The following is a 24832-nucleotide window of genomic DNA, read 5'->3' as shown; positions in this document are numbered from 1 at the left end:
AGCGAGCGATGAGTACGGCGGAGGAGACGACCGGCGACGAAGCCGGGCCATGGGCAGAGGTCACCCCTGACGCGGCCCGGCGCCTGCTCGTCGCAGCCGTGGAGGCCTTCGCCGAGCGTGGCTACCACGCGACGACGACACGTGACATCGCGGGCCGCGCCGGCATGAGCCCGGCCGCGCTCTACATCCACTACAAGACCAAGGAAGAGCTGCTCCACCGGATCAGCCGCATCGGTCACGACAGGGCCCTGGACATCCTGCGCACGGCCGCCGCGCGCGAGGGCACCGCCGCCGAGCGCCTCGCCGACGCCGTCAGCTCCTTCGTCCGCTGGCACGCCGGGGGGCGCACCACCGCGCGGGTCGTACAGTACGAACTCGACGCGCTCGGCCCCGACGCCCGCACCGAGATCCTCGCGCTGCGCCGGAAGGTCGACGCCGAGGTCCGCGGGATCATCGAGGACGGTGTCGCCTCCGGCGAGTTCGACGTCCTGGACGTACAGGGCACCACGCTCGCCGTCATGTCGCTCTGCATCGACGTGGCCCGCTGGTTCAACGTGGAGGGCCCCCGCACGCCCGAGCAGGTCGGCGCGCTCTACGCCGACCTCGTGCTGCGGATGGTGGGCGCCGGGTAGGACGGCGCCGCCGGGTCCGGCGGCGCCCCCTCGGGTTCGGGAGCCATGCCTCGCGTTCAGGCGCTGCCCCCGCCGCTCACAGGTAGTACCGGGACACCGACTCCGCGACGCACACCGGCTTGTCGCCGCCCTCGCGCTCCACCGTGAACGCGACGGCCACCTGGACGCCCCCGGGGACGTCCTCGACGCCGGTGATCGCCGCAGTGGCGCGCAGGCGGGAGCCGACCGGCACGGGGGAGGGGAAACGGACCTTGTTCGTCCCGTAGTTGACGCCCATCTTCACGCCCTCGACGTGGATGAGCTGCGGCCCGAACAGCGGGAGCAGCGAGAGCGTGAGATAGCCGTGGGCGATCGTGGTCCCGAACGGTCCCGACGCCGCCTTCTCCGGGTCCACGTGGATCCACTGGTGATCCCCGGTGGCCTCGGCGAAGAGGTCGATCCGCTTCTGGTCGATCTCCACCCAGTCGGTGTGACCCAGCTGCTCGCCCACGGCGGCCTTCAGCTCGTCGGGGGAGGTGAAGGTCCTCGGTTCTGCCATGATCCCGGCCTCTCGCTCGTACGTCCCTAAGCAACTGCTTAGCATGGTCGCGCGCGGGGCACCTGTCAACGCACCGCGGCCGCGGGCGGGTCGGTAGGCTCTCAGGAGTGCCGCAGATTCCCGAGAAGATCCACGAGCTGACCGTCGGTCAGCTGTCCGCGCGAAGCGGCGCCGCTGTCTCCGCCCTGCACTTCTACGAGTCCAAGGGCCTGATCACCAGCCGCCGTACCTCCGGCAACCAGCGCCGCTACAGCCGTGACGCCCTCCGCCGTGTCGCGTTCGTCCGCGCCGCCCAGCGTGTCGGCATCCCGCTGGCGACGATCCGCGACGCGCTCGCCGAACTGCCCGAGGAGCGCACCCCGACCCGTGAGGACTGGGCCCGGCTGTCCGAGGCGTGGCGCTCCGAACTGGACGAGCGGATCAGGCAGCTGAACCGGCTGCGCGACCACCTGACCGACTGTATCGGCTGCGGATGCCTGTCCCTGGACACCTGCGTCCTGTCCAACCCCGACGACGCCTTCGGCGAGCGGCGGGCGGGGTCGCGGCTGATGGCGGAGGGCCGGTAGCGTCCGGCCGGCCCGGCACCGGGCGCCCGGTACCGCGCGCCCCGCGATCCGCCGCTCGCCGGGCCCCGCACCGTACGCCCGGCGGCCCGTGACCGGCGTCCTACTCGTACTCGGTGCCGCCCTTGCGGGTCAGGTACGCGGGGCTCACGGCCTTGGCGATGGCACGACCGCCGGTCACCTCGCTGTACCGCTCGACGGCGGGCCGTACGACCACTCGTGCCAGTTGACGGAGGCGAAGTCGGGCCGTACCGACCAGGAGCGCACCCGGGTCGTCCGTGCCTCGGGGCCGGGCTCGGCCCAGGCACCGGTGGTCACGCCCACCGGCACCGGCACGCGTGCCCGTATCGCGTCGAGCACCGGTGCGAGCACCCGGGGGGACAGGCTGTCTCGTCCGCACGGTGTCCTGGGGTGGACATGGACCGACGTCGCCCCGGCCGCGACGGCCTCGAAGGCGGACCGCGCCAACTCCTCGGGCGTCACGGGGACGCACGCGCCGTCCGTGGCCGGACGGCGCCCGTTGAGACATACGTGCACCATGGCTCCATGGTGCCGCGCGGCACCGACAACGGCCCCGCGCCGGGCCAGAACTGGGGGTGCGGCATCCCCGGCGCACCCCCGGCGCATTCCCGTCGGCCGTACCCCCTGGTTGAGAATCCGGCCGTGTTCCCCCGTCGTGTTCCCCGGTCGTACTTCGTAGCCGTAGCCGTGTCGGGTTTCGCGGCCGCGACCCCGTGGTCGTACCTCGTGCGCGGGTCCCGCCGGTCGGGCGGGAGCCGGTGGTCAGGCCGACATCAGCAGCCGTTCACGCCTGGCGAACGCCAGCGCCTGTGGTGTCAGCACCGGCCGGGGCACGAGGATGCCGCAGTCCGCGCAGACCGGGCCGGCGGACGGGTCGTGGTCCAGGCCGTACGTCCACACCAGGCGCTCCCCGCCGCACACCGGACAGACCGAGTCCGGCTCACGCTCCAGTGCCGCTATCAGCCGACGCAGCACCTCGGCGAGCGGTGCGCCGGGGTGGACCTCCGGGTCGTCGCACCAGGCGACCCCGAAGCCGCCCCAGGTCATCCGGTGCCAGTCGTCCACGCTGCCCGGCCGGCGCAGCCCGTCGTGCTTCTCCTTCCTCCGGCGTTCCGCGAAATCGGACTCGTAGGCCAGCCATACGGCGCGCGCCTCCTCCAGCTCCTCCAGTGCGGCCACGAGCCGCGCCGGGTCGGGGGAGCGGTCCTCCGGGCCGAAACCGGCCCGGGCGCACAGGTGGTCCCAGGTCGCGCGGTGTCCATAGGGAGCGAACCGCTCCAGACACTTGCGCAGTGAGTAGCGCCGCAGCGCCAGATCGCATCGCGCGTCCCGCACCTGTCTCGCCAGACTTCGGAATCCGGCCATCGCCCTGCACCTCCGTCACACCTGCGTCCGTACTTCGGTCACTTCGGCGTCGTCGTACGGGTTCCACGCGACGTCGCCCAGTAGACGTATCGACACACGATCCGGCTCCATCCGAATTCCGATGCCTCCCATAAGGCACCCCGGGTTGACCGCCGGGAGCCACCGGGCCAAGTCATCAAGGAAGTTGACGCATGTTCATCTTCTCTCCCGGGGATACCGGCGGTAACGTCCGGCCCACCCCCGTCGGGAGGAGCTGCCATGGCACGGCGCACCCCACGCAACGTGTTGCTCGACGCACTGAGAACTCCCCGCAAGCTCTCCGGGTTCCTGAAGACGGCATCCGTCTGCGTTCTGATCGCCGGTCTTCTCTCCCCGCTCACCCAGGCCGCCGCCGCGCAGGGCGCCACCGCGCAGGGCGCCACCGCCTCGAACGACTACTGCGGCGGCCAGTGTTCGGACATCCTGCCGCCCGGCGAGAACGGCAACGCCACCCTCGCCCAGATCCTGCTCAACCAGGTCTTCGGCACCCAGCCCACGCACGCCGAGGACCAGCTCGGCCCCTACGCCAACCTCGCCACCGGCTACCAGGGCCTGACCGACGCGAAGATCAGCACCTTCTTCAACGACGCCTCCTTCGGCGTCGCCACCGACCAGGTCGCCTCCACCGAGAAGCCCGCCGGCCGCACCGACGTGACCATCGTCCGCGACAAGAAGGCCGGCGTGCCGCACATCACGGGCACCACCCGGTACGGCACCGAGTTCGGCGCCGGCTACGCGGCCGCCGAGGACCGGCTCTGGCTCATGGACGTCTTCCGGCACGTGGGCCGCGGCCAGTTGACGGCCTTCGCCGGCGGCGCCCCCTCCAACCAGGGCCTCGAGCAGGAGTTCTACCGCAACGCCCCCTACACCGAGGCCGACCTCCAGGCGCAGATCGACCGCGCCGTCAACGGCAACGGCGCCCGCGGTCAGCAGGCCCTCGCCGACGCGAACGCCTACCTCGCCGGCGTCAACGCCTACATCGACGCCTCCGACAGCGGCCGCTACTTCCCCGGCGAGTACGTCCTGACCGGCCACAAGGACTCCATCACCAACGCCGGCACCATCGACCACTTCAAGATCACCGACCTGGTGGCGCTCGCCTCCGTCGTCGGCTCGCTCTTCGGCTCAGGCGGGGGCGGCGAGGTGAACAACGCCCTGTCCCTGATCGCCGCCCAGTCCAAGTACGGCGTGGAGGAGGGCACCAAGGTCTGGGAGTCCTTCCGCGAGCGCAACGACCCCGAGGCCGTCCTCACCGTCCACGACGGCGAGAGCTTCCCCTACGCCGTCAAGCCCGACGACGCCCAGGGCGAGGCCCTGCCCGATCCGGGCTCGGCCGCCCGGGAACCGCTCGTCTACGACCGCACGGGCAGCGCCGCCACCGCGAGCGCCCGGCGCACCTCCGCCACGGCCGCCCGGACCACGCTCGGCTCCGCCAGGCGCGGCATGTCCAACGCCCTGGTGGTCAGCGGCAAGCACACCGCGAGCGGCCACCCCGTCGCCGTGTTCGGGCCACAGACCGGCTACTTCGCCCCGCAGCTGCTCATGCTCCAGGAGATCCAGGGCCCCGGCATCAGCGCCCGCGGAGCCTCCTTCGCCGGCCTGAGCATGTACGTCGAACTCGGCCGAGGCCAGGACTACTCCTGGAGCGCCACCACGTCCGGCCAGGACATCATCGACACCTACGCCGTCGAACTGTGCCAGGACGACTACCACTACCTCTACCGCGGCACCTGCACCGCCATGGACAAGGTCGAGCAGAAGAACGCCTGGTCGCCGACCGTCGCCGACGGCACGGCGGCGGGGTCGTACACGATGCGGGTGTGGCGCACGAAGTACGGGCCGGTGCAGTACCGCGCGACCGTCGGCGGCAAGAAGGTCGCCTACACCACCCTGCGCTCCTCCTACCTGCACGAAGTCGACTCGATCATCGGCTTCCAGATGCTGAACGACCCCGACTACGTCAAGGGCCCGGCGGACTTCCGCAGCGCGGCCCAGCACATCAACTACACCTTCAACTGGTTCTACGCCGACTCCCAGCACACCGCCTACTACAACAGCGGTGACAACCCGGTCCGGGCGAGCGGCGTCGACGCCGAGTTCCCCGTGTGGGGGCAGCAGGCGTACGAGTGGCGGAACTGGGACCCGGCGACCAACACGGCCGACTACACCCCGGCCTCAGCCCACCCCGCCTCCGTCGACCAGGACTACTACGTCTCCTGGAACAACAAGCAGGCCAAGGACTACGCGGCCGCCCCCTGGGGCGAGGGCTCGGTGCACCGCGGCAACCTGCTGGACGACCGGGTGAAGAAGCTGGTCGCGGCCGGCGGGGTGACCCGCTCGGCGCTGACGAAGGCCATGGCGGACGCGGCCCTCGCCGACCTGCGCGCCGAGGACGTGCTGCCCAAGTTGCTCAAGGTCGTCAACTCCTCACCGGTGACCGACCCCACCGCCGCCGCCGCGGTGAGCAAGCTCCAGGTCTGGGCGGCGGCGGGCGCCAGGCGCACGGAGACGTCGGCCGGCTCGAAGACGTACGCCAACGCCGACGCGATCCGCGTCCTCGACGCCTGGTGGCCACAGCTGGTGAAGGCGGAGTTCGAGCCCGGTCTGGGCACCGACCTGTACACCGCGATCACCGCCGGCCTGCCCGTGGACGAGGCACCCTCCGCCGGACACGGCCCGACCGGCTCGCACGCCGGCAGCTCCTTCCAGTACGGGTGGTGGAGCTACGTCGACAAGGACATCCGGACGGTGCTCGGTGAGCCCGTGCAGGGTCCCCTGGCGCGGGCGTACTGCGGCGGCGGAAGCCTCGGCTCCTGCCGGGACATCCTCATCAGCACCCTGAAGCAGGCAGCCGGCCTCACTGCCGCACAGGTCTACCCGGGCGACGACCAGTGCTCGGCGGGCGACCAGTGGTGCGCCGACTCGATCGTGCAGCGCGCCCTGGGCGGCATCAAGCACGGCAGGATCAGCTGGCAGAACCGGCCCACCTTCCAGCAGGTGGTGGAGTACACCTCGCACCGGTGAACCGGTGACGGCGGACCGGTGTCGGCCAACGCCCGTTGGCTGACACCGGTCCGCCCACGCCTGCCGGTCGACACCCGTGGGCGACAGCCCGGCTCAGGCGATCCGCCCCGCAGCCAGCACCACCCGCGCCAGTTCCGGGTGCAGGATGTCGCTGTGGGCGCCGCTCGGCGGGCCGCCCCGCCTGACCACGGCCGCCGCGTCGACGTTCACGCACCCCCTGGCGGGCAGCGGGCCGCGCAGGGCCGCGGCGAGGTCCAGTCCGGCCGCGCCGGACACCTCCCGCGCCCCGTCGTGCCCCATGGCACCCCACCGGGCGCCCAGCAGGTCACCGACGGCGTTCCCGCCGAACGACCGGTCGTCGCCCGAGGCCCGGGAGGCCAGCGGGTAGAAGGTGCCGAGGGCCGCGTCGAAGTGCGAGTAGCAGCAGACCAGAGGGCCGTCGATCCGGTCCTGGAGCCCGTGCAGGGCACCCGCCGTGTCCGGGGCGTGCGGCAGCCGCGCGGCGAACGCGTAGTGCGAGAAGGCCCCTTGGAGTAGCGTCACGGACTTCACCGTGCGCACGCCCGCGGGCAGCCCGCGCAGCGCGAACGACACCAGCCGTCCGCCGAAGCTGTGTCCGACCAGATGCACCCGCACCGGGTCCGCCGCGCGGGCCAACTGCCCGACCACCGGACCGAGTCCCCGCTCGCCGACCGTCCCGGCCCGGCGCTTCATCGTGTAGTACGTCACCTGCCGCAGCAGTTCCTTGGCGCCGTCCCAGGGGTTAGGCAGACCGAACCCCTCGGGGGTCCCGGGCGCGGCGAGCCCCGCCAGTGCCTCGGCCAGCCCCTCGCACACGGCGGCCGTGTCCCCGTCGAGCACGGCGGGCACACCCTCCTGCGGGGTGTCCGCCGCGGCGCCCGGCTCCGGTGCCTCGGCCAGTGTCCGCACCAGCCGCCCGAACTCCGTCAGTCCCCTTTCGCCGCGCGGCCGTTCGTCCAGCATCCGGGCGATCTGGTCGATCACCGTGGCCCGGCCCGGGAAGGCCGCCGGCAGCGCGCGCCGGGTGTCCTTGTCCAGGCCCGCGCCCGGTGCCGCCTCCGCCTCGGTGGCCGCCACGGATCTGGGGAAGTCCGGGATCGGCTCGTCGGAGAACCGCATCGACGGCCAGACCACCCCCACGTACCCGATCCGCGCCTTCGGCGCGAGCGCCGGGACCGGCGCGAAGAAGCGGCGGTACAGCGCGGTGGCGCTCGAACGGTCGTTGTTCCAGCCGTGCGCGAAGACGATCAGGTCACGGACGCCCCGGCCCGTGACCTGCGCCAGCAGCCGGTCGCGTTCGGGGCGGTCCACGTCCCCGTCCGCGTCGAAGGTCAGCTCCCAGTAGGGAGTCACGCTCATCCCAGGATCCGCCATGCCAGGCTCCCTCGTCCCCCCAACGGTGTGATGTGGGCGCATCGTCCCGCCGCGGGGCAAGCCTGGCCATACAACACGGCTCACCCGTAGAGGAGATATTCCTTTCGAACCCGCCGGAACGCCTTCAGCTCCTCCTGCCAGGCCCCGGTCACCTCGTCGGTCCCGGCACCCGCGTCGATCATCGTGCGCACCTGGGTGGAGCCGGTGAGCTTGTCGATCCAGTTGTCCGGGCGCCAGGCGAAGCCGTCCCACACCTTCTTCGCGGTCACCAGCAGCGCGATCCCGGTGCGTACGGGGTCGTAGGCGGCCCGGTCGTGGACATGGATCTGCACGCCCCCGACGGTCTTGCCCTGGAACTTGGAGAAGGTGGGCGCGAAGTACGCCTCCCTGAACCGCACACCGGGCAGAGCGAGTTCGTTGACGGCGGCGGCCCAGCGCCCGTCTACGCCCTCCGCGCCGAGGAGTTCGAAGGGGCGGGTCGTGCCCCGGCCCTCGGACAGGTTGGTGCCCTCGAACATGCAGGTGCCGGAGTACACCAACGCCGTGTCCGGGGTGGGCATGTTCGGGCTCGGCGGCACCCAGGGCAGCCCGGCGGCGTCGTAGAAGTCGGTGCGCTTCCAGCCCGTCATCAGGACGGTCTCCAGCGGCACGGGCTTGGCCAGGAACTCGGCGTTGAAGAGCCGGGCGAGTTCGGCGACCGTCATGCCGTGCGCCTGCGCGATCGGCTGCCGGCCGACGAAGGTGGCGAACTCCTTGTGCAGCACCGGCCCTTGGGCGGCGCGTCCGGTGGCCGGGTTGGGGCGGTCGAGGACGACGAACCGCTTGCCCGCGAGGGCGGCCGCCTCCATGCAGTCGTACAGGGTCCAGATGTAGGTGTAGAAGCGGGCGCCGGCGTCCTGGATGTCGAAGACCACCGTGTCCACGCCGGAGGCGGTGAAGACGTCGGCCAGCGCGGTGCCGCTCTTGAGGTAGGTGTCGTAGACCGGCAGGCCGGTCGCCGGGTCGTCGTAGCGGCCCTCGGAGCCGCCGGCCTGGGCGGTGCCCCGGAAGCCGTGCTCGGGGCCGAAGACGGCGGTCAGCCGCACGCGCGGGTCGGCGTGCATGACGTCGACGATGTGGCGGACGTCGCGGGTGATCCCGGTGGGGTTGGTGACGATGCCGGTCTTCCGGCCGGCGAGCAGGCCGTAGCCGTCGTCGGCGAGGCGCTCGAAGCCGGTGCGCAGCCGGTCCCCGGAGGAGCCGTGGTGCGGCCGGTGCCCGTCCCCGAAGGCGCCCGAGTCCCGGGCGGCCGAGGCGGCGAGCGGCGCGGCGGCGGCCGCGGCGGCCGTGGTGGCGAGCAGGCTCCGTCTGGACAGCGTCATGCGGTCGACCTCCGTGTTCGCGGCGGGTGTCATGGCCACGGGGACGCTAGCGTGCGGTCGCCCGGCACGGAACGCGCCGGACCGGAGTCGTCGGAGATTCCCCTTCCGAATGACATACCGACTGGTTAGTCTGGCGCCGCAGAGCCGATGCGCGCCGCGCGAAAGTCGTGTCGAAGGAGACCGAGGACCGATGGTGGAAGCCGTGCAGGATGCGGGAGTGGTCGTCACCGGAGCGGGCGGCGGGATCGGGGCCGCGCTGGCCCGCCGATTCGCCGCCGAGGGCGCCCGGGTGGTCGTGAACGACCTGGACGGCGAGAAGGCCGAGGCGGTGGCGGCGGAGATCGGCGGGATCGCCGTGCCCGGCGACGCCTCCGTGATCGTCGGCGAGGCGCGGGACGCGCTCGGCGGCACCATCGACGTGTACTGCGCCAACGCGGGCGTCGCCTTCGAGGACGGGCTGCCCGGCGCGGGGCTCGACGAGAAATCCTGGGCGGTGTCCTGGGACGTCAACGTGATGGCCCACGTCCGCGCGGCCCACGAGCTGCTGCCGGACTGGCTGGAGCGCGGCACGGGCCGGTTCGTCTCCACCGTCTCGGCCGCCGGCCTGCTCACCATGATCGGCGCACCCTCCTACAGCGTCACCAAGCACGGCGCGCTCGCCTTCGCCGAGTGGCTGTCGCTCACCTACCGCCACCGGGGCCTCAAGGTCCACGCCATCTGCCCGCAGGGTGTGCGCACCGACATGCTGGCCGCCACCGGCAGCGCCGGCGACCTGGTGCTCCAGCCCGGCGCGATCGAGCCCGACGCGGTCGCGGACGCCCTGTTCCAGGGCATCGAGGAGGACCGCTTCCTGATCCTGCCGCACCCCGAGGTCGCCGACTACTACGGCGCCCGGGCCACCACCCCCGACCGCTGGCTCGCCGGCATGAACCACATCCAGCGCAAGTGGGAGGCCGCCAGGTGACCACCTCCCCCTACACGGCCCGCCCCTGGCTGGCCCTCCTCGACGAGGCACAGCGCGCCCCGGTCGACCCCGCCGACTCCCTCGTGCACGCCCTGCGCCACGCCGTCGACGAGGCCCCCGACCGCACCTTCCTGACCTACTTCGACGCCCGCCTGAGCTACCGCGAGGCCGACGAGCTGTCCGACTCCGTCGCCGCCCACCTCGCCGAGCGCGGCCTGGAGCGCGGCGACCGGGTCGCCGTCCTGCTGCAGAACTCCCCGCACTTCGTGCTGGCCGTCCTCGGCGCCTGGAAGGCGGGCGCGACCGTCGTCCCCGTCAACCCGATGTACAAGTCGGCCGAGGTCGCCCACGTCCTGCGGGACGGCGAGGTGGCCGCGCTGATCTGCTCCGACCGGGCCTGGGAGTCGTATCTGCGCGAGACCGCCTCCGGCTCACCGGTGCGGATCGTGCTCACCGGATGCGAGCGGGACTTCCAGACCCGCGACGACACGCGCGTGCTCGGCTTCGAGCGGCTGCCCCAGGCCCCCGACGCCGACGACCTCGTGGCCGTCGCCCGCCGGGGCGGCAAGGCGCCCGAGGGCCGCGCGCCGCATCCCGACGACATCGCGCTGATCAGCTACACCTCGGGCACCAGCGGCACCCCCAAGGGCGCCACCAACACGCACCGCAACATCATGCACAACGCCGAGCGGCAGCGCACCGGGCTCGCCCTGCCCGAGGCACCCGTGTACTACGCGCTCGCGCCCCTGTTCCACATCACCGGAATGGTCTGCCAGTTCGGCGCCTGCCTGGTCAGCGCGGGCACGCTCGTGCTCACCTACCGCTTCGACACCGGCGTCGTCCTGGAGGCGTTCGCCGAGCACCGCCCGCACTACACCGTCGGCCCCTCCACCGCCTTCATGGCGCTGGCCGCCCACCCGGACGTCACCCCGGAGCACTTCGCCTCCTTCGTGAACATCTCCTCCGGCGGCGCCCCCGTGCCGCCCGCCCTCGTGGAGCGGTTCCGGGAGCGCTTCGGGCCGTACATCCGCGTCGGCTACGGCCTCACCGAGTGCACCGCCCCCTGCGCCTCCGTGCCGCCCGGCCTTGAGGCACCCGTCGACCCCGTCTCCGGCACGCTGTCGGTCGGTCTGCCCGGCGCCGACACCGTCGTACGGATCCTCGACGACCAGGGCGCGGAGGTGCCCCTCGGGGAGCAGGGCGAGATCGTCGTACGCGGCCCGCAGGTCGTCCCCGGCTACTGGCGGCGCCCCGAGGCCACCGCCGAGACCTTCCCGGACGGGGAACTGCGCACCGGCGACATCGGCTTCATGGACGAACAGGGCTGGCTCTACGTCGTCGACCGCAAGAAGGACATGATCAACGCCTCCGGCTTCAAGGTGTGGCCGCGCGAGGTCGAGGACGTCCTCTACACCCATCCGGCGGTGCGCGAGGCGGCCGTCGTCGGCGTCCCGGACGGCTACCGCGGGGAGACCGTCAAGGCCTACATCAGCCTGCGTCCCGGCGCCGAGACGGCCCCGGACGACCTCGCGGCCTGGTGCAAGGAGAGACTGGCCGCGTACAAGTACCCGCGCCAGGTGGAGATCCTGCCCGACCTGCCCAAGACGGCGAGTGGGAAGATCCTCCGGCGGGAACTGCGTTCCCACGCCCAGGACAGCGGCAACGAGAGCCGGTAGACACGACGGAAAGGCAGGTGGCGGCAGTGCCCAGAACGACGGACGGGGACGGGACACCCGTCCCGCAACGGCTGCTGAACGCCGCCACCCGCCTCTTCGCCGAGCAGGGTTACGACCGGACCTCGGTACAGGAGATCGTGGAGGCGGCCGGCGTCACCAAGGGGGCGCTCTACCACTACTTCGGCTCCAAGGACGACCTCCTGCACGAGGTGTACGCGCGCGTGCTGCGCGTCCAGCAGGAGCGCCTCGACTCGTTCGCCGACGCCGACGAGCCCGTCGAGAAGCGGCTGCGCGCCGCGGCCGCGGACGTCGTCGTCACCACGATCGAGAACCTCGACGACGCGATGATCTTCTTCCGCTCGATGCACCACCTGAGCCCGGAGAAGAACAAGCAGGTCCGCGCCGAGCGCCGGCGCTACCACGAACGGTTCCGCGCCCTGGTCGAGGAGGGCCAGCGCACCGGCGTCTTCTCCACGGTGACCCCGTCCGACCTGATCGTGGACTACCACTTCGGGTCCGTCCACCACCTGTCGACCTGGTACCGCCCCGACGGCCCCCTCACCCCGCAGCAGGTCGCCGACCACCTCGCCGACCTCCTGCTGCGCGCCCTGCGCCCGTAGCCCGCGCCCCGCACACACGTCAGGGGCGGCCGCGAAAGCGACCGCCCCTGACGCATGCTCTGCTACAGGTACTTCTTCAGCTCCCGGCGTGCCAGCGACCGCTGGTGCACCTCGTCCGGGCCGTCGGCGAGCATCAGCGTGCGCGCGCCGGCGTAGAGGTCGGCCAGCGGGAAGTCCTGGCTCACGCCGCCCGCGCCGTGCAGCTGGATCGCGCGGTCGAGGATGCCGACCACCGCGCGAGGCGTGGCGATCTTGATGGCCTGGATCTCCGCGTGGGCACCCTTGTTGCCGACGGTGTCCATCAGCCAGGCCGTCTTCAGCACCAGCAGGCGCAGCTGCTCGACCGTCACCCGGGCGTCCGCGATCCAGTTCTGGACCACGCCCTGCTGGGCCAGCGGCTTGCCGAAGGCCGTACGGGACACCGCGCGCCGGCACATCAGCTCGATCGCCCGCTCGGCCATGCCGATCAGCCGCATGCAGTGGTGGATCCGGCCGGGACCGAGCCGGGCCTGGGCGATGGCGAAGCCGCCGCCCTCCTCGCCGACCAGGTTGGACGCCGGTACACGGGCGTGGTCGAAGACCACCTCGGCGTGGCCGCCGTGGGAGTGGTCCTCGTAGCCGAACACCTGCATCGCGCGCTTGACCGTCACGCCCGGGGTGTCGCGCGGGACCAGGATCATCGACTGCTGGCGGCGGATGTCCGCGCCGTCCGGGTCCGTCTTGCCCATCACGATGAAGATCTTGCAGTCCGGGTTCATCGCCCCGGAGATGTACCACTTGCGGCCGGTGATGACGTACTCGTCCGAGCCGTCGGAGGCCCGCTCGATGTGCGTCGTGATGTTCGTGGCGTCCGAGGAGGCCACATCCGGCTCGGTCATCGCGAACGCCGAGCGGATCTCACCGGCCAGCAGCGGCTCCAGCCACTGCTTCTTCTGCTCGTCGGTGCCGAACTGCGCCAGCACCTCCATGTTCCCGGTGTCGGGCGCCGCGCAGTTCAGCGCGGTGGGCGCGAGATGCGGGGAACGGCCGGTGATCTCGGCGAGCGGGGCGTACTGGAGGTTGGTGAGCCCGGCGCCGAACTCGGCGTCCGGCAGGAAGAGGTTCCACAGGCCCTGCCTGCGCGCCTCCGCCTTCAGCTCACCCACCACCGCCGGGGTGTCCCACGGCGAGGCCAGCGCGGCCCGCTGCTCCTCGGCGACCGCCTCGGCCGGGTACACGTACTCGTCCATGAAGGCGAGGAGCCTGCCGCGCAGTTCCTCCGTGCGCGCGTCGAACGCGAAGTCCATGTCCGGTCAGCCTTCCTGAAGAGTGGTCAGTCCGTGGTCGATGAAGACGGGCACGAGCTCGCCGATGCGGTCGAAGCCCCGCCCGACCGTCTGGCCCAGCGTGTACCGGTAGTGGATGCCCTCCAGGATCACGGCCAGCTTGAACCAGGCGAACGCCGTGTACCAGGAGACTTCCGAGACGTCGCGCCCCGAGCGCGCGGCGTACCGTTCGATCAGCTCCGCCGGAGCCGGGTGGCCCGGAGCCTCGGCGGTGGTGGAGACGGGCGAGTCCGGCGTCTCGAGCGGCCGGCTGTACATCACCAGTAGGCCCAGGTCGGTCAGCGGGTCGCCGAGGGTCGACATCTCCCAGTCGAGGATCGCCTTGATCTTGTCGTCCGTACCGATCAGGACGTTGTCCAGCCGGTAGTCGCCGTGGACGACCGTGGGCGCGGGCGAGGTGGGCAGCGCGCGACCGAGCGCGGAGTGCAGCTCGTCGATGCCGGCCAGTTCGCGGTTGCGGGAGGCGTCCAGCTGCTTGCCCCAGCGGCGCAGCTGCCGGTCCAGGAAGCCCTCGGGCCGGCCGAAGTCCGCGAGTCCCACCTCGGCGGGGTCCACCGCGTGCAGTTCGACGAGCGTGTCGACCAGCGACAGCACCGCGTTCCGGGTGCGCTCCGCGCCCAGCGGGGCCAGCTGGTCCGCCGTGCGGTACGGGGTGCCCTCGACGAACTCCATGACGTAGAACGGCGCCCCGAGGACCTCCGTGGCTTCGGGGTTCTCGCACAGCAGCACCGGCCGGGGGACCGGCACCTCGGTCGGGTGCAGCGCGCTGATCACCCGGTGCTCGCGCTTCATGTCGTGCGCGGTGGCCAGCACATGGCCGAGCGGAGGCCGTCGTACGACCCACTTCGAGGCACCGTCGGACAGCGCGTAGGTGAGGTTCGACCGTCCGCCCTCGATCAGCCGGCCGGTCAGGGGGCCGTTCACCAGGCCGGGCCGCTCACGGTCGAGCAGGGCACGCAGCCGGTCGAGATCGAGCCCGGGCGGTTGGTCGCCGCTCATACATCACTCCTAACGGGTGAACAGGAACCCGTCACATGATGCCGACCGGTCGGTATGTCGTCCAGTGCGTGAGCGGAACGCGCCGCGAAACGTGACCGGGGCCACGATAGGCCGACGGCTCCCCGGGACGCCGCCCGGGGAGCCGTCGGCCCCAGCTGTCGATCAGGCCAGAGGCGTCAGTGGTCGTCCCAGTGGTCCCCGTGCTCGGCGTGCCGGTGTCCGTCGTGGAGGTAGTCGACGTGGTCGCCGTGCACCACCCGCGCGTGCCCGCACTCCTCGTGGTGAACGTGCTCGTGGTCCGCGTGCGCGGCGTGGGAGGCCGGCTCGCACTCGTCCCAGTGGCCGCCGTGCTCGCGGTGCAGATGGCCGTCGTGCGCGTAGTCGAGGTGGTCGCCGTGCGGAACGGCCGCGTGTCCGCAGCCCGGACCGTGGCTGTGCGTGCCGTGCTCGCTGTGCTCCTGGTGAAGGGTGGTCATGCTGCTCACCTTCGAGGGGGGTACGGGGTGGTGACGACCGACAGGCTACGCGCGAACGGTATGAATTCCGGCAAAGCGGGCGCGCGGCGTGTGTGGTGGGCCGGGAGTGCGGGAGAGCGGGGGAGCAGGTGACGGGAGACGGGAGGCAGGGGTGAGTGACTGTCCTCCGGACCGGGCCGGCTCCGACGTGCCGGGCTGTCCGGCGGGCGTGAGCGGGCGTCAGGGAACCGGGCCGCACCACCCCGTCGGGGTCGCCGGGCTACACCACCAGCGCCGCCGCGCACACCGCCAGCGCCACCGCGCACAGCACCGCCGCCGTCGCGTGCCGGGGCGTCAGCGCGGCCGGGCGGGGGCTCGCGGAGAGGGCGCGGATCCTGTGGTGGGCCACCCCCAGGAAGCACAGCCACAGCACGCAGCACAGCGCGCACGCGACGACGCCCCCGGCGGTGGTCCCGCCGTGCAGCGAGGTCTTCACCGCGAGTACGGCGGCCACGGTGCTCGCGAGCGTCGTACGCCGCCAGGCCAGCCGGGTCCGCTCGGGCTGGAGCCCCGGATCCCGCTCCGCCGGCTCCGGCGGGTCCGCCGCGCTCACCCCGCCCACCCGACGAGCACCACCACGACCATCGCGACGGCCACCACCGCCACCAACAGGCCCAGCAGCACCGGGAACCGGGAGGCGGGCAGGTCCTCGCCGCGCCGCATGGCCCGCTCGCAGCGCACCCAGTGGTTCACCGCGCGCAGCGAGCACAGCACACCGGCGCCGAGCAGCGCGAGCGCCAGCCCTACCCGCCACGCCCAGCGCAGGTCCGGCAGGAACTGGTCCACCGCGAAACCGCCGCCGATCAGCGCGAGCGCGGTCCGCAGCCAGGCCAGGAACGTGCGCTCGTTGGCCAGCGAGAACCGGTAGTCGGGGGTGCTGCCCTCGTCCCGTACCCGCTCCGGCGCGAACCAGAGCCGGGCGTTCCGTACGAATTCGATCACGCGCAGGACCCTACCGGGGTGCCCTCGGCGCCCCACCTGTGTGTCACGTGCCCGCCCGAAGGGCCCGCAGCCTCTCGTACGCCGCCAGCCCGTCCGGGGTCCACTCCCACTCGGTGAGCCGCCGCTCCAGCTCGTCCTCGGGCAGGAAGTCGTGCCACTGCACCTCCTCCACCTGAGGCCGTACCGGCAGGTCGCAGCGGACCTCGTACACCGCCGACCACCAGCCGTGCCCGGCCCCGTCGTCGTACAGGAACTTGAAGAGGAACTCCGGCCGGGGCAGTCCGGTCACCCCCAGCTCCTCCTCCGCCTCCCGCAGCGCCGCCTCGTCGTAGGACTCCCCCGCCCCCACGACCCCGCCGACGAAGACGTCGTACAGGGAGGGATAGACCAGCTTGGTCGCGGTGCGCCGGTGGACGAAGATCCGGCCGGCAGCGTCCCGGGCCAGGATGAAGGCGCAGCGGTGGCGCAGCCCCCGGGCGTAGGCCTCGCCGCGCGGGCTCTGGGTGATGACCTGGTCGTTCTCGTCGACGATGTCGATGATCTCGTCAGCAGGGTTCATGGCCGTATCCAAGCAGTACACCGGGCCGGTCCGGACGAGAACCCCCGACCCGCGCCCCGCGCCCCGCTCCCGACGCCCGGCGGCCGCGGAGGTGGAGGCGGACGTGGAGGCTGACACGGAGGGCCTCGCTCAGTTCCGCTGGAAGTCCCGCACCTGGTCCCGCTCCACCGGGCGGCACGGCATCGCCGGGTGCAGCCCGAGCAGCACGATGCCCGTGACGATCCCCGCGAGTCCCGCCGCCTGCCAGGCCAGCGCCCCGGTGTCGGTGCGCAGCCGGTCGCCGAGGAAGCCCACCCCGCACAGGATGCCGGCGAGCGGCTGGACCGCGGTGAGCGCGGGCAGCGACATGCGCAGCGGCGCGGTCTCGAACGCGCTCTGCACCAGCAGCAGTCCGGTGACACCGAGCGCCAGCACGCCGTACGGCTGCCAGCCGGTGAACAGTTCCGCGAAGCCGCCGGCGGCGAAGCGGGTACCGCTCACCCGGGTGAGCGCGTCCTGCACGCCGTACAGCAGCCCGGCGGCAGTGGCCAGCAGCAGCGGACCCCGGCTGAGCCGGGACCGCTTGGCGTACGCGGTGAGCGCCAGGGCCACGCCGAGCATCACGCCGATGATCAGCCAGTGGCGCAGCGGATCGGTGACGGCGCTGCCGGCCTGGGGGCGCCCCGCCAGGATGAACGCGCTCACGCCGCCCGCGAGCAGCGCGAGTCCGGCCCAGCCCTGGCGGCCCAGGGACTGCTTGTTCTGGTGTCGGGACAGGGCGAGGGCGAACAGCAGATTGGTGGCGAGCAGCGGTTCGACCAGCGAGATCTCGCCCGTACCGAGAGCGACGGCGCCCAGCCCCATCCCGGCCACCATCAGGGCTATGCCGCCCAGCCAGCGCGGCACCCGTACCAGGTCGAGCAGCAGTCGGAAGGAGAGGAAGTCGCTGAGCGGGGCCTGCTGGGCGGCGTTCTGCTGGAGGACGAACCCGAAGCCCACGCAGCAGGCGGCGCTCACGGCGAGGAGGAGAACCAGAACGGACACGCTGCGTACCTCGATCATCCGGCCGGGCCACGGGTGCGTAGTGGCCGACTGTAGCGTCCCCGGCGCGGTGGCGCCCCGGAGAGTGCCCGGAACCGGGCAAATGACTCGGCCATGCCGCCCGGCCGGCGGCGTGGAGTGACCGGGGCGGGAAAGAGAGGGAAAAGCGAGGAGGTGAGGAGCGGCGGGCGCAGGGCGGAGTCGTCCGGTTATGTTCCGCCGGGCACGCGCCCGGCGCCATGGCGTACGCCACATCCGCACGCCTGCCCGTCCGTCGCGGCCGTCTGCCGACCCGCCCGTGGACCCGTCGGTCGGCCCGCCGACCTGCGCGGCCCACCAGCACCTTCCCTGCGCGGGCCGGTGCCGCGCCGAGTGGTGGCGTAGCTCAAGTTCCGCTCCTGTCAAGGTCGTTGAACCGATCAACACTCCGGTTCCGCTTGACGCGAACCGCGACGCGGGATTGACTGTGCGTGATCGGCTGATGGCAGCCCGAGAAAACAGGAAGGCCGGCGGTGCCTCCACTCCCGCCCCTGCTCGGCGCCCTCCGGGCCCCCACGGACCCGCCCGGCGCCACCCCACCGAACGACCCCGGCACTCCCCGTGCCTTCGACGCCGCCCTCGGCGACGCCGAACTCCGTTCCGCACGGGCCGCGTTGACCCAGGGCCGCTGGCAGCCGGTGCGCTCGCTGCTGCTGCACACGGGCGACGACTGGGACCGCCGGGGCCACCGCCTCACCGTGCTCGCCGCCGAGCCGTACGCCGCCGCCTGGGCCCGGCAGTGGCAGCTCGCCGAACCGGGATCCGCCGACGCCGCCACCCTGCTCGCCCTGACCGTGGTCCACCGTGCCCTGCGCGGCAAGGACGACCCCGGCCGGGCCCGCGCGGCCTGCCGCACCGCCGCAGCCCTCGCGCCCGCCGACCCCACCCCCTGGCTCGGCCTGCTCCTGCTCGCCGCTGCCCTCGGCTCCACGACCGAACTGCTGGGAACGTTCGCGCGGCTGCGCGAACGCCACCCCGAGCACCACCACGCGCACCACCTGCTCCTCGCCCGCCTCGCCGAGTGGCCGGGCGGCGGCCGGGCCGAGTCCCACGAGGTGTACGACCTCGCCGAGCAGGCCGCCGCCGACGCCCCCGCCGACTCCCCGCTGGCCCTCCTGCCGGTGGTCGCGTACGCCGAGCGTTACCGCGTTCTCGCCGTCACCGGCCTCGCCTCCGCGGACCCGGCAGCCACCGGCCACTGGTCCGGCCCCCGCGCCCGCCGGATCCTGCGCACGTCGTTCGACTGGTGGCTGGAGTGGGAGCACGACGACCACCCGCGCCGCCACATCGACCTCAACCACCTGGCCTTCGCCATGTCCTGCGCCGGCCGCTCCGCCGAGGCGACCGCCCTCTTCCAGCACATCGGGGACCAGGCCACCCCGGCCCCCTGGTCCTACCCGCAGCGCGATCCCCGCACGGCCTTCCGTACGGCCCGCGCCCGCGCGCTGCGCGGCACCGCCTGAGCGACCGTAAGAATTGATTACGGAAGTCTGACCGCCCGCCGCACTCCCTGGCCCCGCCGGGGCGAGGAGTGTTCGAATGACGGGGTGAACCCCGAACGACCCGGTCGACCCGGTCGATCCGATGGGCGCGATCGACCCGAGCGGCCCGCACCGTCCGAACCGCCCGCACCGTCCGAGCGGCACGCCGAGGCAGCGCCGTCCGAGCCGTCCGAGGCGCCCGACGCCCAGGGCCGGCCCATCGGCCGCCGCGTCTTCCTCGGCACCCTCGGCCTCGGCGTCCTCGGCGTGGCCACCGCGCCCGCGCTGCAACGCGGCCTCGAAGGACTCCTCGGCACCGTCTCCGGCAAGGACCCCACGGGCCTGACCGGCCTCCTGCCCAACGGCGGCGGCTTCCGCTACTACTCCGTCGCCGCGTCCGTCCCGCACAAGAGCCCCGCCACCTACCGGCTCACCGTCGACGGTCTGGTCGACCGTCCGCACACCTACACCCTCGCCGACCTGCGCGCCCGGCCGCAGACCCGGCTGGTCAAGGACGTCCAGTGCGTCACCGGCTGGCGCGTCCCGGGCACCCCCTTCCAGGGCGTACGCCTCTCCGACCTGCTCGACGCGGCCGGCGTCCGCCGCTCCGCCAAGGCCGTCCGCTTCACCTGCTTCGACGGCACCTACACCGAGAGCCTCACCCTCGACCAGGCCCGCCGCCCGGACGTCCTGGTCGCGCTGCGCATGCAGGACAAGGACATCGGCCACGACCACGGCGGCCCCGCCCGCCTCTACGTCGCCCCCATGTACTTCTACAAGTCGGCCAAGTGGCTCTCCGGAATCACCGTCACCGACCGCGTCCGGCCGGGCTACTGGGAGAACCTCGGTTACGACGTCGACGCCTGGGTCGGCCGCTCGAACGGACGCACCGATGACCCTACGAGCTGAGACCACGGCGCCCCCGAGCGCGCGTGTCCACCGCTTCACCCCCGCCGAACGCTGGGTGCACCGCGCCACCGCCGTCCTGATGAGCGTGTGCGTGGTGACCGCGGCCTGCCTCTACGTCCCGCAGCTGGCGGTGCTCGTAGGCCGCCGCGAACTGGTCGTCCGCGTCCACGAGTGCGCCGGTCTCGCCCTGCCCGTCCCCGTGCTGCTCGGTCTGGTCTCCCGTGCCTTCCGCGCCGACCTGCGCTTCCTCAACCGCTTCGGCCCGCACGACCGGGTCTGGCTGCGCGCCGCCCTGCGCCGCGACAAGCGCCGCTCCTCGCGGCCCGCCGGGAAGTTCAACGCCGGCCAGAAGGTCTACGCCGCCTGGATCGCGGGCGCGACCCTGGTCATGCTCGGCACCGGTCTGATGATGTGGTTCACCCACCTCGCCCCCCTGGTGTGGCGCACCTCGGCCACCTTCGTCCACGACTGGCTCGCCCTGACCATCGGCGTGGTCCTGGCCGGCCACATCGGCATGGCCCTGGGCGATCCGGAGGCGCGGCGTGGGATGCGCACGGGAGAGGTGAGCGGGGAGTGGGCGGAGCGGGAACACCCGCTGTGGCGGCCCTGACGCCGCCTGCCGCCTGCCGCCCGCCGCACGGACACGAACGCCGAACGGCCCACCCACTCCCGCTGAAAGCGGAGAGCGGGTGGGCCGTTCGGCGCCGTACCGGCCGTTGGATCACCTTCGTACGGCCGCTAGATCACAAGGGACAGCAGCAGCACCAGACCGCCGGCGACCACCGAGATGATCGTCTCCATCACCGACCAGGTCTTCACGGTCTGCCCGACGCTCAGCCCGAAGTACTCCTTCACCAGCCAGAAGCCGGCGTCGTTGACATGGCTGAAGAAGAGCGAACCGGCACCGATGGCCAGGACCAGCAGGGCGGTGTGCGTGGTCGACATGTCGGCCGCGAGCGGCGCGACCAGACCGGCCGCCGAGACCGTCGCCACCGTCGCCGAGCCGGTCGCCAGGCGGATCACCACCGCGATCAGCCAGGCCAGCAGCAGCGCCGGGATCGACCAGTCCTTGGAGATGTCCAGGATCATCTGGCCCACACCGCTGTCGATCAGCAGCTGCTTGAAACCACCGCCCGCGCCGACGATCAGCAGGACGCCGACGATCGGCATCAGGCCCTTTTCGACCGTCTGCTGGATGCGCTCCTTGCTGAAACCGGCGGGCCGGCCCAGCGTGAAGATGGCCACGATCACGGCCGCGAGCAGCGCGATCAGCGGCGAGCCGGCGACGTCGAAGATCCGCTGGGTCATGTTCGCCGGGTCGTCGACGGTGATGTCCACCAGCGCCTTGACCAGCATCAGCACCACGGGCAGCAGCATCGTGGCGAGCGTCGCGCCGAAGCTCGGACGGCGCTCCAGCTGCTCCGAGGCACGCTCCGGGAGCATCCGGTCGGGAGCCTCGACGTCCACCCAGCGGGCGGCGACCTTCGAGAACAGCGGACCGGCGATGATCACCGTCGGGATCGCGACCACGATGCCCAGCACCAGCGTCACGCCCAGGTTGGCCTTCACCGCGTCGATCGCGACCAGCGGGCCGGGGTGCGGCGGGATCAGACCGTGCATCACGGACAGACCGGCCAGCGCCGGGATGCCGATGCGCATCAGCGAGTAGTTGCCACGCTTGGCCACCATCAGCACGACCGGGATCAGCAGCACGATGCCTACCTCGAAGAACAGCGGCAGGCCGATCACCGAGGCGATCAGCACCATCGCCCAGGGCATCGCACGGCCGCCCGCCTTGGCGAGGATCGTGTCGACGATCTGGTCCGCGCCGCCGGAGTCGGCGAGCAGCTTGCCCAGGATCGCGCCGAGCGCGATCAGCACACCGACACCGGCGACCGTGTTGCCCAGACCGGTGGTGAAGCTCGCGATCGCCTTGTCGAGGGGTGCCCCGGCGACCGCCCCGAGCACCAGCGAACCGATGGTCAGGGCCAGAAAGGCATGCAGCTTGAACTTGGTGATGAGGAAAACAATGACGGCGATGCCCGCCAGGACGGCTATGCCGAGCTGGGCGTGGCCGGCCGAGGTGATCGGCGGCACCGGGTCCGCTGCCAGCATCTCGACGCTGAGTCTGCTCACGGGGGATTCCCTTGTAGGTATGGGGACGAGGGCGGGGTGCCAGGAGGCACCAAGAGGTACTGAGAGGTACTGAGAGGTGCTCGAAAGGTGCTTGCGCGCCACCCGCGGGGTGCTTGCGCGCTACCCGCGAGGTGCTTGCGGGGTGTGCTTACGCGGACGTCGCGGAGAACGCTTCCAGGGCCGCCACGGCACGCTCGGAGATCTCCTCCGGGCCACCACTGACGTCGACGGCGACTCCCGCCTCGTCGTCCTGAAGCGGCTGCAGCGTGGCGAACTGGGAGTCCAGCAGCGCGGTCGGCATGAAGTGACCCTGCCGGTGGGACATGCGGTCCTCGATCAGCTTCCGGTCGCCCGTGAGATGAACGAACACGATCCCGGGCGCCTCGGCCCTGAGCCGGTCGCGGTACGCCCGCTTCAGCGCGGAGCTGCTCACCACGCCACCGAGGCCGGCCCGCCCGTGCGCCCACTGTCCGATGGCGTCGAGCCACGGCCACCTGTCGGCGTCCTCGAGCGGGATGCCGGCCGACATCTTGGCGATGTTGGCCTCCGGGTGGAAGTCGTCGCCCTCGGCGTACGGGACGCCCAGCCGGGCGGCGAGCATCGGACCGATCGTGGTCTTGCCCGTCCCGGCGACACCCATCACGACGACGACCTGGGGGGTGCGCATGACTGCCTCGCTGTCTTCCTCGACATCCGGCGCCGACATCCGGCGTCGGAACACTGAAACCTATTAGATACGACAAATTCAAGTGCGTGTGACATATAAGTCTGACTTTTTGTCTCTGTAACCCACGCCGTACGCTGAGTGCATGAGCACACCGGGCCGGGGGCTGCACGGCCGCGTACTGGACACCCTCGGCCCCGCGATCACCGCGGGTGAGTACCCGCCGGGCAGCGTTCTGCGCACCGACGAGCTGGCACAGCACTTCGAGGTCTCGCGCTCCGTGATGCGCGAGGCCGTCCGCGTACTGGAGTCCATGCACCTGGTCGAGTCACGCCGCCGGGTCGGTGTGACCGTCCGCCAGAAGCGCGAGTGGAACGTCTACGACCCCCAGGTCATCCGCTGGCGGCTGGCCGGCGCCGACCGCCCCCACCAGCTCCGCTCCCTGACCGTGCTGCGTTCGGCGATCGAGCCGGCGGCGGCGGCCCTGACCGCCCGGCACGCCACGCCCGAGCAGTGCGCCGAACTCACCGAGTGCGCCCTCGGCATGGTCGCCAACTCACGCGGCCGCCGGCTGGACCGGTACCTGGTGCACGACATCGCCTTCCACCGGGTCATCCTCACGGCCTCGGGCAACGAGATGTTCGCCCGCCTCGGCGACGTCGTCGCGGAGGTCCTGGCCGGCCGCACCCATCACGAGGTCATGTTCGAGGACCCCGACCCGGCCGCCGTCACCCTGCACGTGCGGGTCGCGGAGGCGGTCCGCGCGCGCGACGCCGTCCGCGCGGAGGAACTGACCAGGGAGATCACCGTGGGCGCCCTCCAGGAGCTGGACATCCTGGCCCCCTGAGGGAGCGTCAGGCCGTCATCTCCTGCCCTCTTCCCGGCATCTGGCGGAACGTCAGTCGAGGAAGTCCCCGTCCACGTACACCCACGCCCCGTCCACCCGCTCGAACCGGCTCCGCTCGTGCAGCGAGCCGCCCCGGTACGAGGCGCGGAACGTCACGATCCCCTTGGCGTGGAAGGCCGAACCGTCGGCGGTGTCGAGGATCTCCAGCCCCGTCCACCGCATGCCGGGGTCCAGGTCCAGTTCCTCGGGCCGGGTCCGGGGGTGCCAGGTGCGCAGCAGATACCCCGTGTCCCCCTTCACGAACGCGCTGTAACGGGACCGCATCAGCGCCTCGGCGGTCGGGGCGGACGCGGCACCGGAGTGGAAGCGGCCGCAGCAGGCGTCGTAGGACCCGGGGAGTCCACAGGGGCAGGTACGCGTGTTCATGCCCCTCATTCTGCCCGCGCGCCGGGGCCTGTCCCGCCGCCGGTGCGGGGCGCGCCCGACCGGTGCACAGTGGAAGGGGTGACGCGCCGGTGCGTCCCGTTGCGCCTCGCAGAGTGGTGAGGAGGGCGGACGATGACCCCACCCGTGAGCGGACCACCACCCCCGTCCGTCAAGGAATGGCGGCTGAACCTCTACCTGTCCGAACACGACCCGGACACCACCGCCCGGATCGTCCTGGACACCGGCGACAACGTCCTGGAGAGCCACGCCGAGGCCCGCCGCAACCCCTACGACACGGCGGTGCCGGAGATCGGCGACGAACTCGCCGCCGGACGCGCCCTGATCGCCATGGGCCGGCTGCTGCTGCGCGCGGCCTCGGGAGAGATGAAGGCGACGGGCGCCCTCGACGAGGACGGCCCCATGCCCCTGTGGGGCGCCCGCGAGTGACCGTCCCAAGGGTCTGCCCCCGAGCCGACGGAATCCGGGCACGGTCATGGCTCTGCCATGGCTCCGAGATGCACCCTGCGCGGAGCCGTCCTGGAAAAAGAAGAAGACCCCTGGCGAGCAGGGGTCTCAACTTGTGTCCGAGGGGGGACTTGAACCCCCACGCCCGATAAAGGGCACTAGCACCTCAAGCTAGCGCGTCTGCCATTCCGCCACCCGGACCAGGTGTTTGCCGTTTCGCTCGGTTTCCCTCGCGGCGACGAAGAGAACATTACCAGGCTTTCGGGGGTGTCTGATCACCCCCCGTTCCCGTGGCCGGTTCCGTGTG

At 72.1% G+C, this 24832-nt stretch carries 25 protein-coding genes, 1 tRNA gene and 2 pseudogenes; 11 read left to right on the top strand and 17 right to left on the bottom strand.

Features of this window, described 5'->3' with window-relative positions; translation table 11 throughout:
* Positions 1-8: 8 nt before the first annotated feature.
* Entirely contained in the window at positions 9-632 is a 624-nt protein-coding gene (locus OIB37_RS08350; RefSeq protein ID WP_330456889.1) for a TetR/AcrR family transcriptional regulator, read from the top strand.
* A 76-nt stretch (positions 633-708) separates the two neighbouring features.
* Here OIB37_RS08350 and OIB37_RS08345 read toward each other — a convergent pair whose 3' ends face one another.
* Positions 709-1170 (bottom strand): MaoC family dehydratase, encoded by a 462-nt coding sequence (locus OIB37_RS08345; RefSeq protein WP_330456888.1) that lies wholly within the window; start codon positions 1168-1170, stop codon positions 709-711.
* Between the two features lie 107 nt (positions 1171-1277).
* Here OIB37_RS08345 and soxR point away from each other — a divergent pair, with 107 nt between their 5' ends.
* Positions 1278-1736: a redox-sensitive transcriptional activator SoxR gene (gene soxR / locus OIB37_RS08340; protein ID WP_330456887.1), complete on the top strand. Its 459-nt coding sequence runs from the start codon at positions 1278-1280 to the stop codon at positions 1734-1736.
* 100 nt (positions 1737-1836) lie between these two features.
* On the opposite strand, the pseudogene OIB37_RS08335 reads toward soxR, so the two are convergent.
* The 3 genes and pseudogenes from OIB37_RS08335 to OIB37_RS08325 form a co-directional block, all read right to left on the bottom strand.
* A pseudogene (locus tag OIB37_RS08335) lies at positions 1837-1950 on the bottom strand (RNA ligase (ATP)); the annotation flags it as partial.
* Positions 1950-2273, bottom strand: a pseudogene (locus OIB37_RS08330) (3-keto-5-aminohexanoate cleavage protein); the annotation flags it as partial. The pseudogenes OIB37_RS08330 and OIB37_RS08335, both read right to left, overlap by 1 nt.
* Before the next feature lie 243 nt (positions 2274-2516).
* Entirely contained in the window at positions 2517-3119 is a 603-nt protein-coding gene (locus OIB37_RS08325; RefSeq protein ID WP_330456886.1) for a hypothetical protein, read from the bottom strand.
* A 258-nt stretch (positions 3120-3377) separates the two neighbouring features.
* Here OIB37_RS08325 and OIB37_RS08320 point away from each other — a divergent pair, with 258 nt between their 5' ends.
* Entirely contained in the window at positions 3378-6182 is a 2805-nt protein-coding gene (locus OIB37_RS08320) for a penicillin acylase family protein (protein ID WP_330456885.1), read from the top strand.
* 93 nt (positions 6183-6275) lie between these two features.
* On the opposite strand, the gene OIB37_RS08315 is transcribed toward OIB37_RS08320, so the two are convergent.
* The gene (locus OIB37_RS08315; RefSeq protein WP_330456884.1) at positions 6276-7577 is read right to left on the bottom strand and encodes a serine-threonine protein kinase; all 1302 of its coding nucleotides are present in this window, start codon (positions 7575-7577) and stop codon (positions 6276-6278) included.
* A gap of 80 nt (positions 7578-7657) precedes the next feature.
* Complete coding sequence (locus OIB37_RS08310; RefSeq protein ID WP_330461795.1) at positions 7658-8938, bottom strand: exo-beta-N-acetylmuramidase NamZ family protein; 1281 nt, start codon at positions 8936-8938, stop codon at positions 7658-7660.
* Positions 8939-9128: 190 nt separating this feature from the next.
* On the opposite strand from OIB37_RS08310, the gene OIB37_RS08305 reads away from it, so the two are divergent.
* From OIB37_RS08305 to OIB37_RS08295, 3 genes are read left to right on the top strand one after another with little or no spacing between them, the layout of a single operon-like run.
* On the top strand, positions 9129-9902 hold the full coding sequence (locus OIB37_RS08305) for an SDR family oxidoreductase (RefSeq protein ID WP_330456883.1): 774 nt from the start codon (positions 9129-9131) through the stop codon (positions 9900-9902).
* The gene (locus tag OIB37_RS08300; protein ID WP_330456882.1) at positions 9899-11578 is read left to right on the top strand and encodes a class I adenylate-forming enzyme family protein; all 1680 of its coding nucleotides are present in this window, start codon (positions 9899-9901) and stop codon (positions 11576-11578) included. The genes OIB37_RS08305 and OIB37_RS08300 overlap by 4 nt, the downstream gene beginning before the upstream one ends.
* Before the next feature lie 26 nt (positions 11579-11604).
* Positions 11605-12198, top strand: a complete 594-nt coding sequence (locus tag OIB37_RS08295) for a TetR/AcrR family transcriptional regulator (RefSeq protein ID WP_330456881.1) — start codon at positions 11605-11607, stop codon at positions 12196-12198.
* A 62-nt stretch (positions 12199-12260) separates the two neighbouring features.
* On the opposite strand, the gene OIB37_RS08290 is transcribed toward OIB37_RS08295, so the two are convergent.
* The 7 genes from OIB37_RS08290 to OIB37_RS08260 form a co-directional block, all read right to left on the bottom strand.
* Entirely contained in the window at positions 12261-13484 is a 1224-nt protein-coding gene (locus OIB37_RS08290; protein ID WP_330456880.1) for an acyl-CoA dehydrogenase family protein, read from the bottom strand.
* A 6-nt stretch (positions 13485-13490) separates the two neighbouring features.
* The gene (locus tag OIB37_RS08285) at positions 13491-14522 is read right to left on the bottom strand and encodes a phosphotransferase family protein (protein ID WP_330456879.1); all 1032 of its coding nucleotides are present in this window, start codon (positions 14520-14522) and stop codon (positions 13491-13493) included.
* 176 nt (positions 14523-14698) lie between these two features.
* Positions 14699-14998 carry a hypothetical protein gene (locus OIB37_RS08280; protein WP_330456878.1) on the bottom strand — a complete coding sequence of 100 codons (300 nt, stop codon included), beginning with the start codon at positions 14996-14998 and terminating at the stop codon, positions 14699-14701.
* Positions 14999-15257: 259 nt separating this feature from the next.
* The gene (locus OIB37_RS08275; RefSeq protein WP_330456877.1) at positions 15258-15590 is read right to left on the bottom strand and encodes a DUF202 domain-containing protein; all 333 of its coding nucleotides are present in this window, start codon (positions 15588-15590) and stop codon (positions 15258-15260) included.
* Positions 15587-15979 carry a YidH family protein gene (locus tag OIB37_RS08270; protein ID WP_330456876.1) on the bottom strand — a complete coding sequence of 131 codons (393 nt, stop codon included), beginning with the start codon at positions 15977-15979 and terminating at the stop codon, positions 15587-15589. The genes OIB37_RS08275 and OIB37_RS08270 overlap by 4 nt, the downstream gene beginning before the upstream one ends.
* 43 nt (positions 15980-16022) lie before the next feature.
* Entirely contained in the window at positions 16023-16538 is a 516-nt protein-coding gene (locus tag OIB37_RS08265; protein ID WP_330456875.1) for an NUDIX domain-containing protein, read from the bottom strand.
* A gap of 129 nt (positions 16539-16667) precedes the next feature.
* Entirely contained in the window at positions 16668-17561 is an 894-nt protein-coding gene (locus OIB37_RS08260) for a DMT family transporter (protein ID WP_330456874.1), read from the bottom strand.
* Positions 17562-18070: 509 nt separating this feature from the next.
* Between OIB37_RS08260 and OIB37_RS08255 the strand changes: the two genes are divergently transcribed.
* The 3 genes from OIB37_RS08255 to OIB37_RS08245 all read left to right on the top strand — a co-directional run bounded on the left by OIB37_RS08255 (position 18071) and on the right by OIB37_RS08245 (position 20597).
* A complete protein-coding gene (locus OIB37_RS08255; protein WP_330456873.1) occupies positions 18071-19060 on the top strand; it encodes a hypothetical protein in 990 nt (329 codons plus the stop codon).
* 237 nt (positions 19061-19297) lie between these two features.
* Positions 19298-19987: a molybdopterin-dependent oxidoreductase gene (locus OIB37_RS08250; protein WP_330461794.1), complete on the top strand. Its 690-nt coding sequence runs from the start codon at positions 19298-19300 to the stop codon at positions 19985-19987.
* Positions 19971-20597 (top strand): cytochrome b/b6 domain-containing protein, encoded by a 627-nt coding sequence (locus tag OIB37_RS08245; RefSeq protein ID WP_330456872.1) that lies wholly within the window; start codon positions 19971-19973, stop codon positions 20595-20597. Before OIB37_RS08250 ends, OIB37_RS08245 begins: the two co-directional genes overlap by 17 nt.
* Positions 20598-20725: 128 nt before the next feature.
* On the opposite strand, the gene OIB37_RS08240 is transcribed toward OIB37_RS08245, so the two are convergent.
* Both OIB37_RS08240 and OIB37_RS08235 read right to left on the bottom strand, forming a co-directional pair.
* Positions 20726-22123, bottom strand: coding sequence for a GntP family permease (locus OIB37_RS08240; protein ID WP_330456871.1), 1398 nt, complete (start codon positions 22121-22123; stop codon positions 20726-20728).
* Positions 22124-22271: 148 nt separating this feature from the next.
* Positions 22272-22790, bottom strand: a complete 519-nt coding sequence (locus OIB37_RS08235) for a gluconokinase (RefSeq protein WP_330456870.1) — start codon at positions 22788-22790, stop codon at positions 22272-22274.
* Between the two features lie 142 nt (positions 22791-22932).
* Here OIB37_RS08235 and OIB37_RS08230 point away from each other — a divergent pair, with 142 nt between their 5' ends.
* Complete coding sequence (locus tag OIB37_RS08230; RefSeq protein WP_330456869.1) at positions 22933-23634, top strand: FadR/GntR family transcriptional regulator; 702 nt, start codon at positions 22933-22935, stop codon at positions 23632-23634.
* 51 nt (positions 23635-23685) lie between these two features.
* Here the strand turns inward: OIB37_RS08230 and OIB37_RS08225 are convergent, their stop codons facing one another.
* Complete coding sequence (locus OIB37_RS08225) at positions 23686-24060, bottom strand: YchJ family protein (RefSeq protein ID WP_330456868.1); 375 nt, start codon at positions 24058-24060, stop codon at positions 23686-23688.
* A gap of 132 nt (positions 24061-24192) precedes the next feature.
* On the opposite strand from OIB37_RS08225, the gene OIB37_RS08220 reads away from it, so the two are divergent.
* Entirely contained in the window at positions 24193-24507 is a 315-nt protein-coding gene (locus OIB37_RS08220; RefSeq protein WP_330456867.1) for a dsRBD fold-containing protein, read from the top strand.
* A gap of 134 nt (positions 24508-24641) precedes the next feature.
* On the opposite strand, the gene OIB37_RS08215 is transcribed toward OIB37_RS08220, so the two are convergent.
* A tRNA-Leu gene (locus OIB37_RS08215) sits at positions 24642-24726 on the bottom strand.
* Positions 24727-24832: the final 106 nt, after the last annotated feature.

The sequence above is a fragment of the Streptomyces sp. NBC_00820 genome (assembly GCF_036347055.1).
Taxonomy (GTDB): domain Bacteria; phylum Actinomycetota; class Actinomycetes; order Streptomycetales; family Streptomycetaceae; genus Streptomyces.
The sequence above is the reverse complement of the archived record's forward strand: the minus strand, read 5'-3'. Positions and strand labels throughout refer to the sequence as shown.

Bases quoted from the DNA above. Each gene is read 5' to 3' on its own strand.
- OIB37_RS08350 (WP_330456889.1), top strand. From the start codon at position 9: ATGAGTACGGCGGAGGAGACGACCGGCGACGAAGCCGGGCCATGGGCA.
- OIB37_RS08345 (WP_330456888.1), bottom strand. From the start codon at position 1,170: ATGGCAGAACCGAGGACCTTCACCTCCCCCGACGAGCTGAAGGCCGCC.
- OIB37_RS08325 (WP_330456886.1), bottom strand. From the start codon at position 3,119: ATGGCCGGATTCCGAAGTCTGGCGAGACAGGTGCGGGACGCGCGATGC.
- OIB37_RS08320 (WP_330456885.1), top strand. From the start codon at position 3,378: ATGGCACGGCGCACCCCACGCAACGTGTTGCTCGACGCACTGAGAACT.
- OIB37_RS08315 (WP_330456884.1), bottom strand. From the start codon at position 7,577: ATGGCGGATCCTGGGATGAGCGTGACTCCCTACTGGGAGCTGACCTTC.
- OIB37_RS08310 (WP_330461795.1), bottom strand. From the start codon at position 8,938: ATGACGCTGTCCAGACGGAGCCTGCTCGCCACCACGGCCGCCGCGGCC.
- OIB37_RS08305 (WP_330456883.1), top strand. From the start codon at position 9,129: ATGGTGGAAGCCGTGCAGGATGCGGGAGTGGTCGTCACCGGAGCGGGC.
- OIB37_RS08290 (WP_330456880.1), bottom strand. From the start codon at position 13,484: ATGGACTTCGCGTTCGACGCGCGCACGGAGGAACTGCGCGGCAGGCTC.
- OIB37_RS08285 (WP_330456879.1), bottom strand. From the start codon at position 14,522: ATGAGCGGCGACCAACCGCCCGGGCTCGATCTCGACCGGCTGCGTGCC.
- OIB37_RS08280 (WP_330456878.1), bottom strand. From the start codon at position 14,998: ATGACCACCCTTCACCAGGAGCACAGCGAGCACGGCACGCACAGCCAC.
- OIB37_RS08265 (WP_330456875.1), bottom strand. From the start codon at position 16,538: ATGAACCCTGCTGACGAGATCATCGACATCGTCGACGAGAACGACCAG.
- OIB37_RS08245 (WP_330456872.1), top strand. From the start codon at position 19,971: ATGACCCTACGAGCTGAGACCACGGCGCCCCCGAGCGCGCGTGTCCAC.
- OIB37_RS08235 (WP_330456870.1), bottom strand. From the start codon at position 22,790: ATGCGCACCCCCCAGGTCGTCGTCGTGATGGGTGTCGCCGGGACGGGC.
- OIB37_RS08230 (WP_330456869.1), top strand. From the start codon at position 22,933: ATGAGCACACCGGGCCGGGGGCTGCACGGCCGCGTACTGGACACCCTC.
- OIB37_RS08225 (WP_330456868.1), bottom strand. From the start codon at position 24,060: ATGAACACGCGTACCTGCCCCTGTGGACTCCCCGGGTCCTACGACGCC.
- OIB37_RS08220 (WP_330456867.1), top strand. From the start codon at position 24,193: ATGACCCCACCCGTGAGCGGACCACCACCCCCGTCCGTCAAGGAATGG.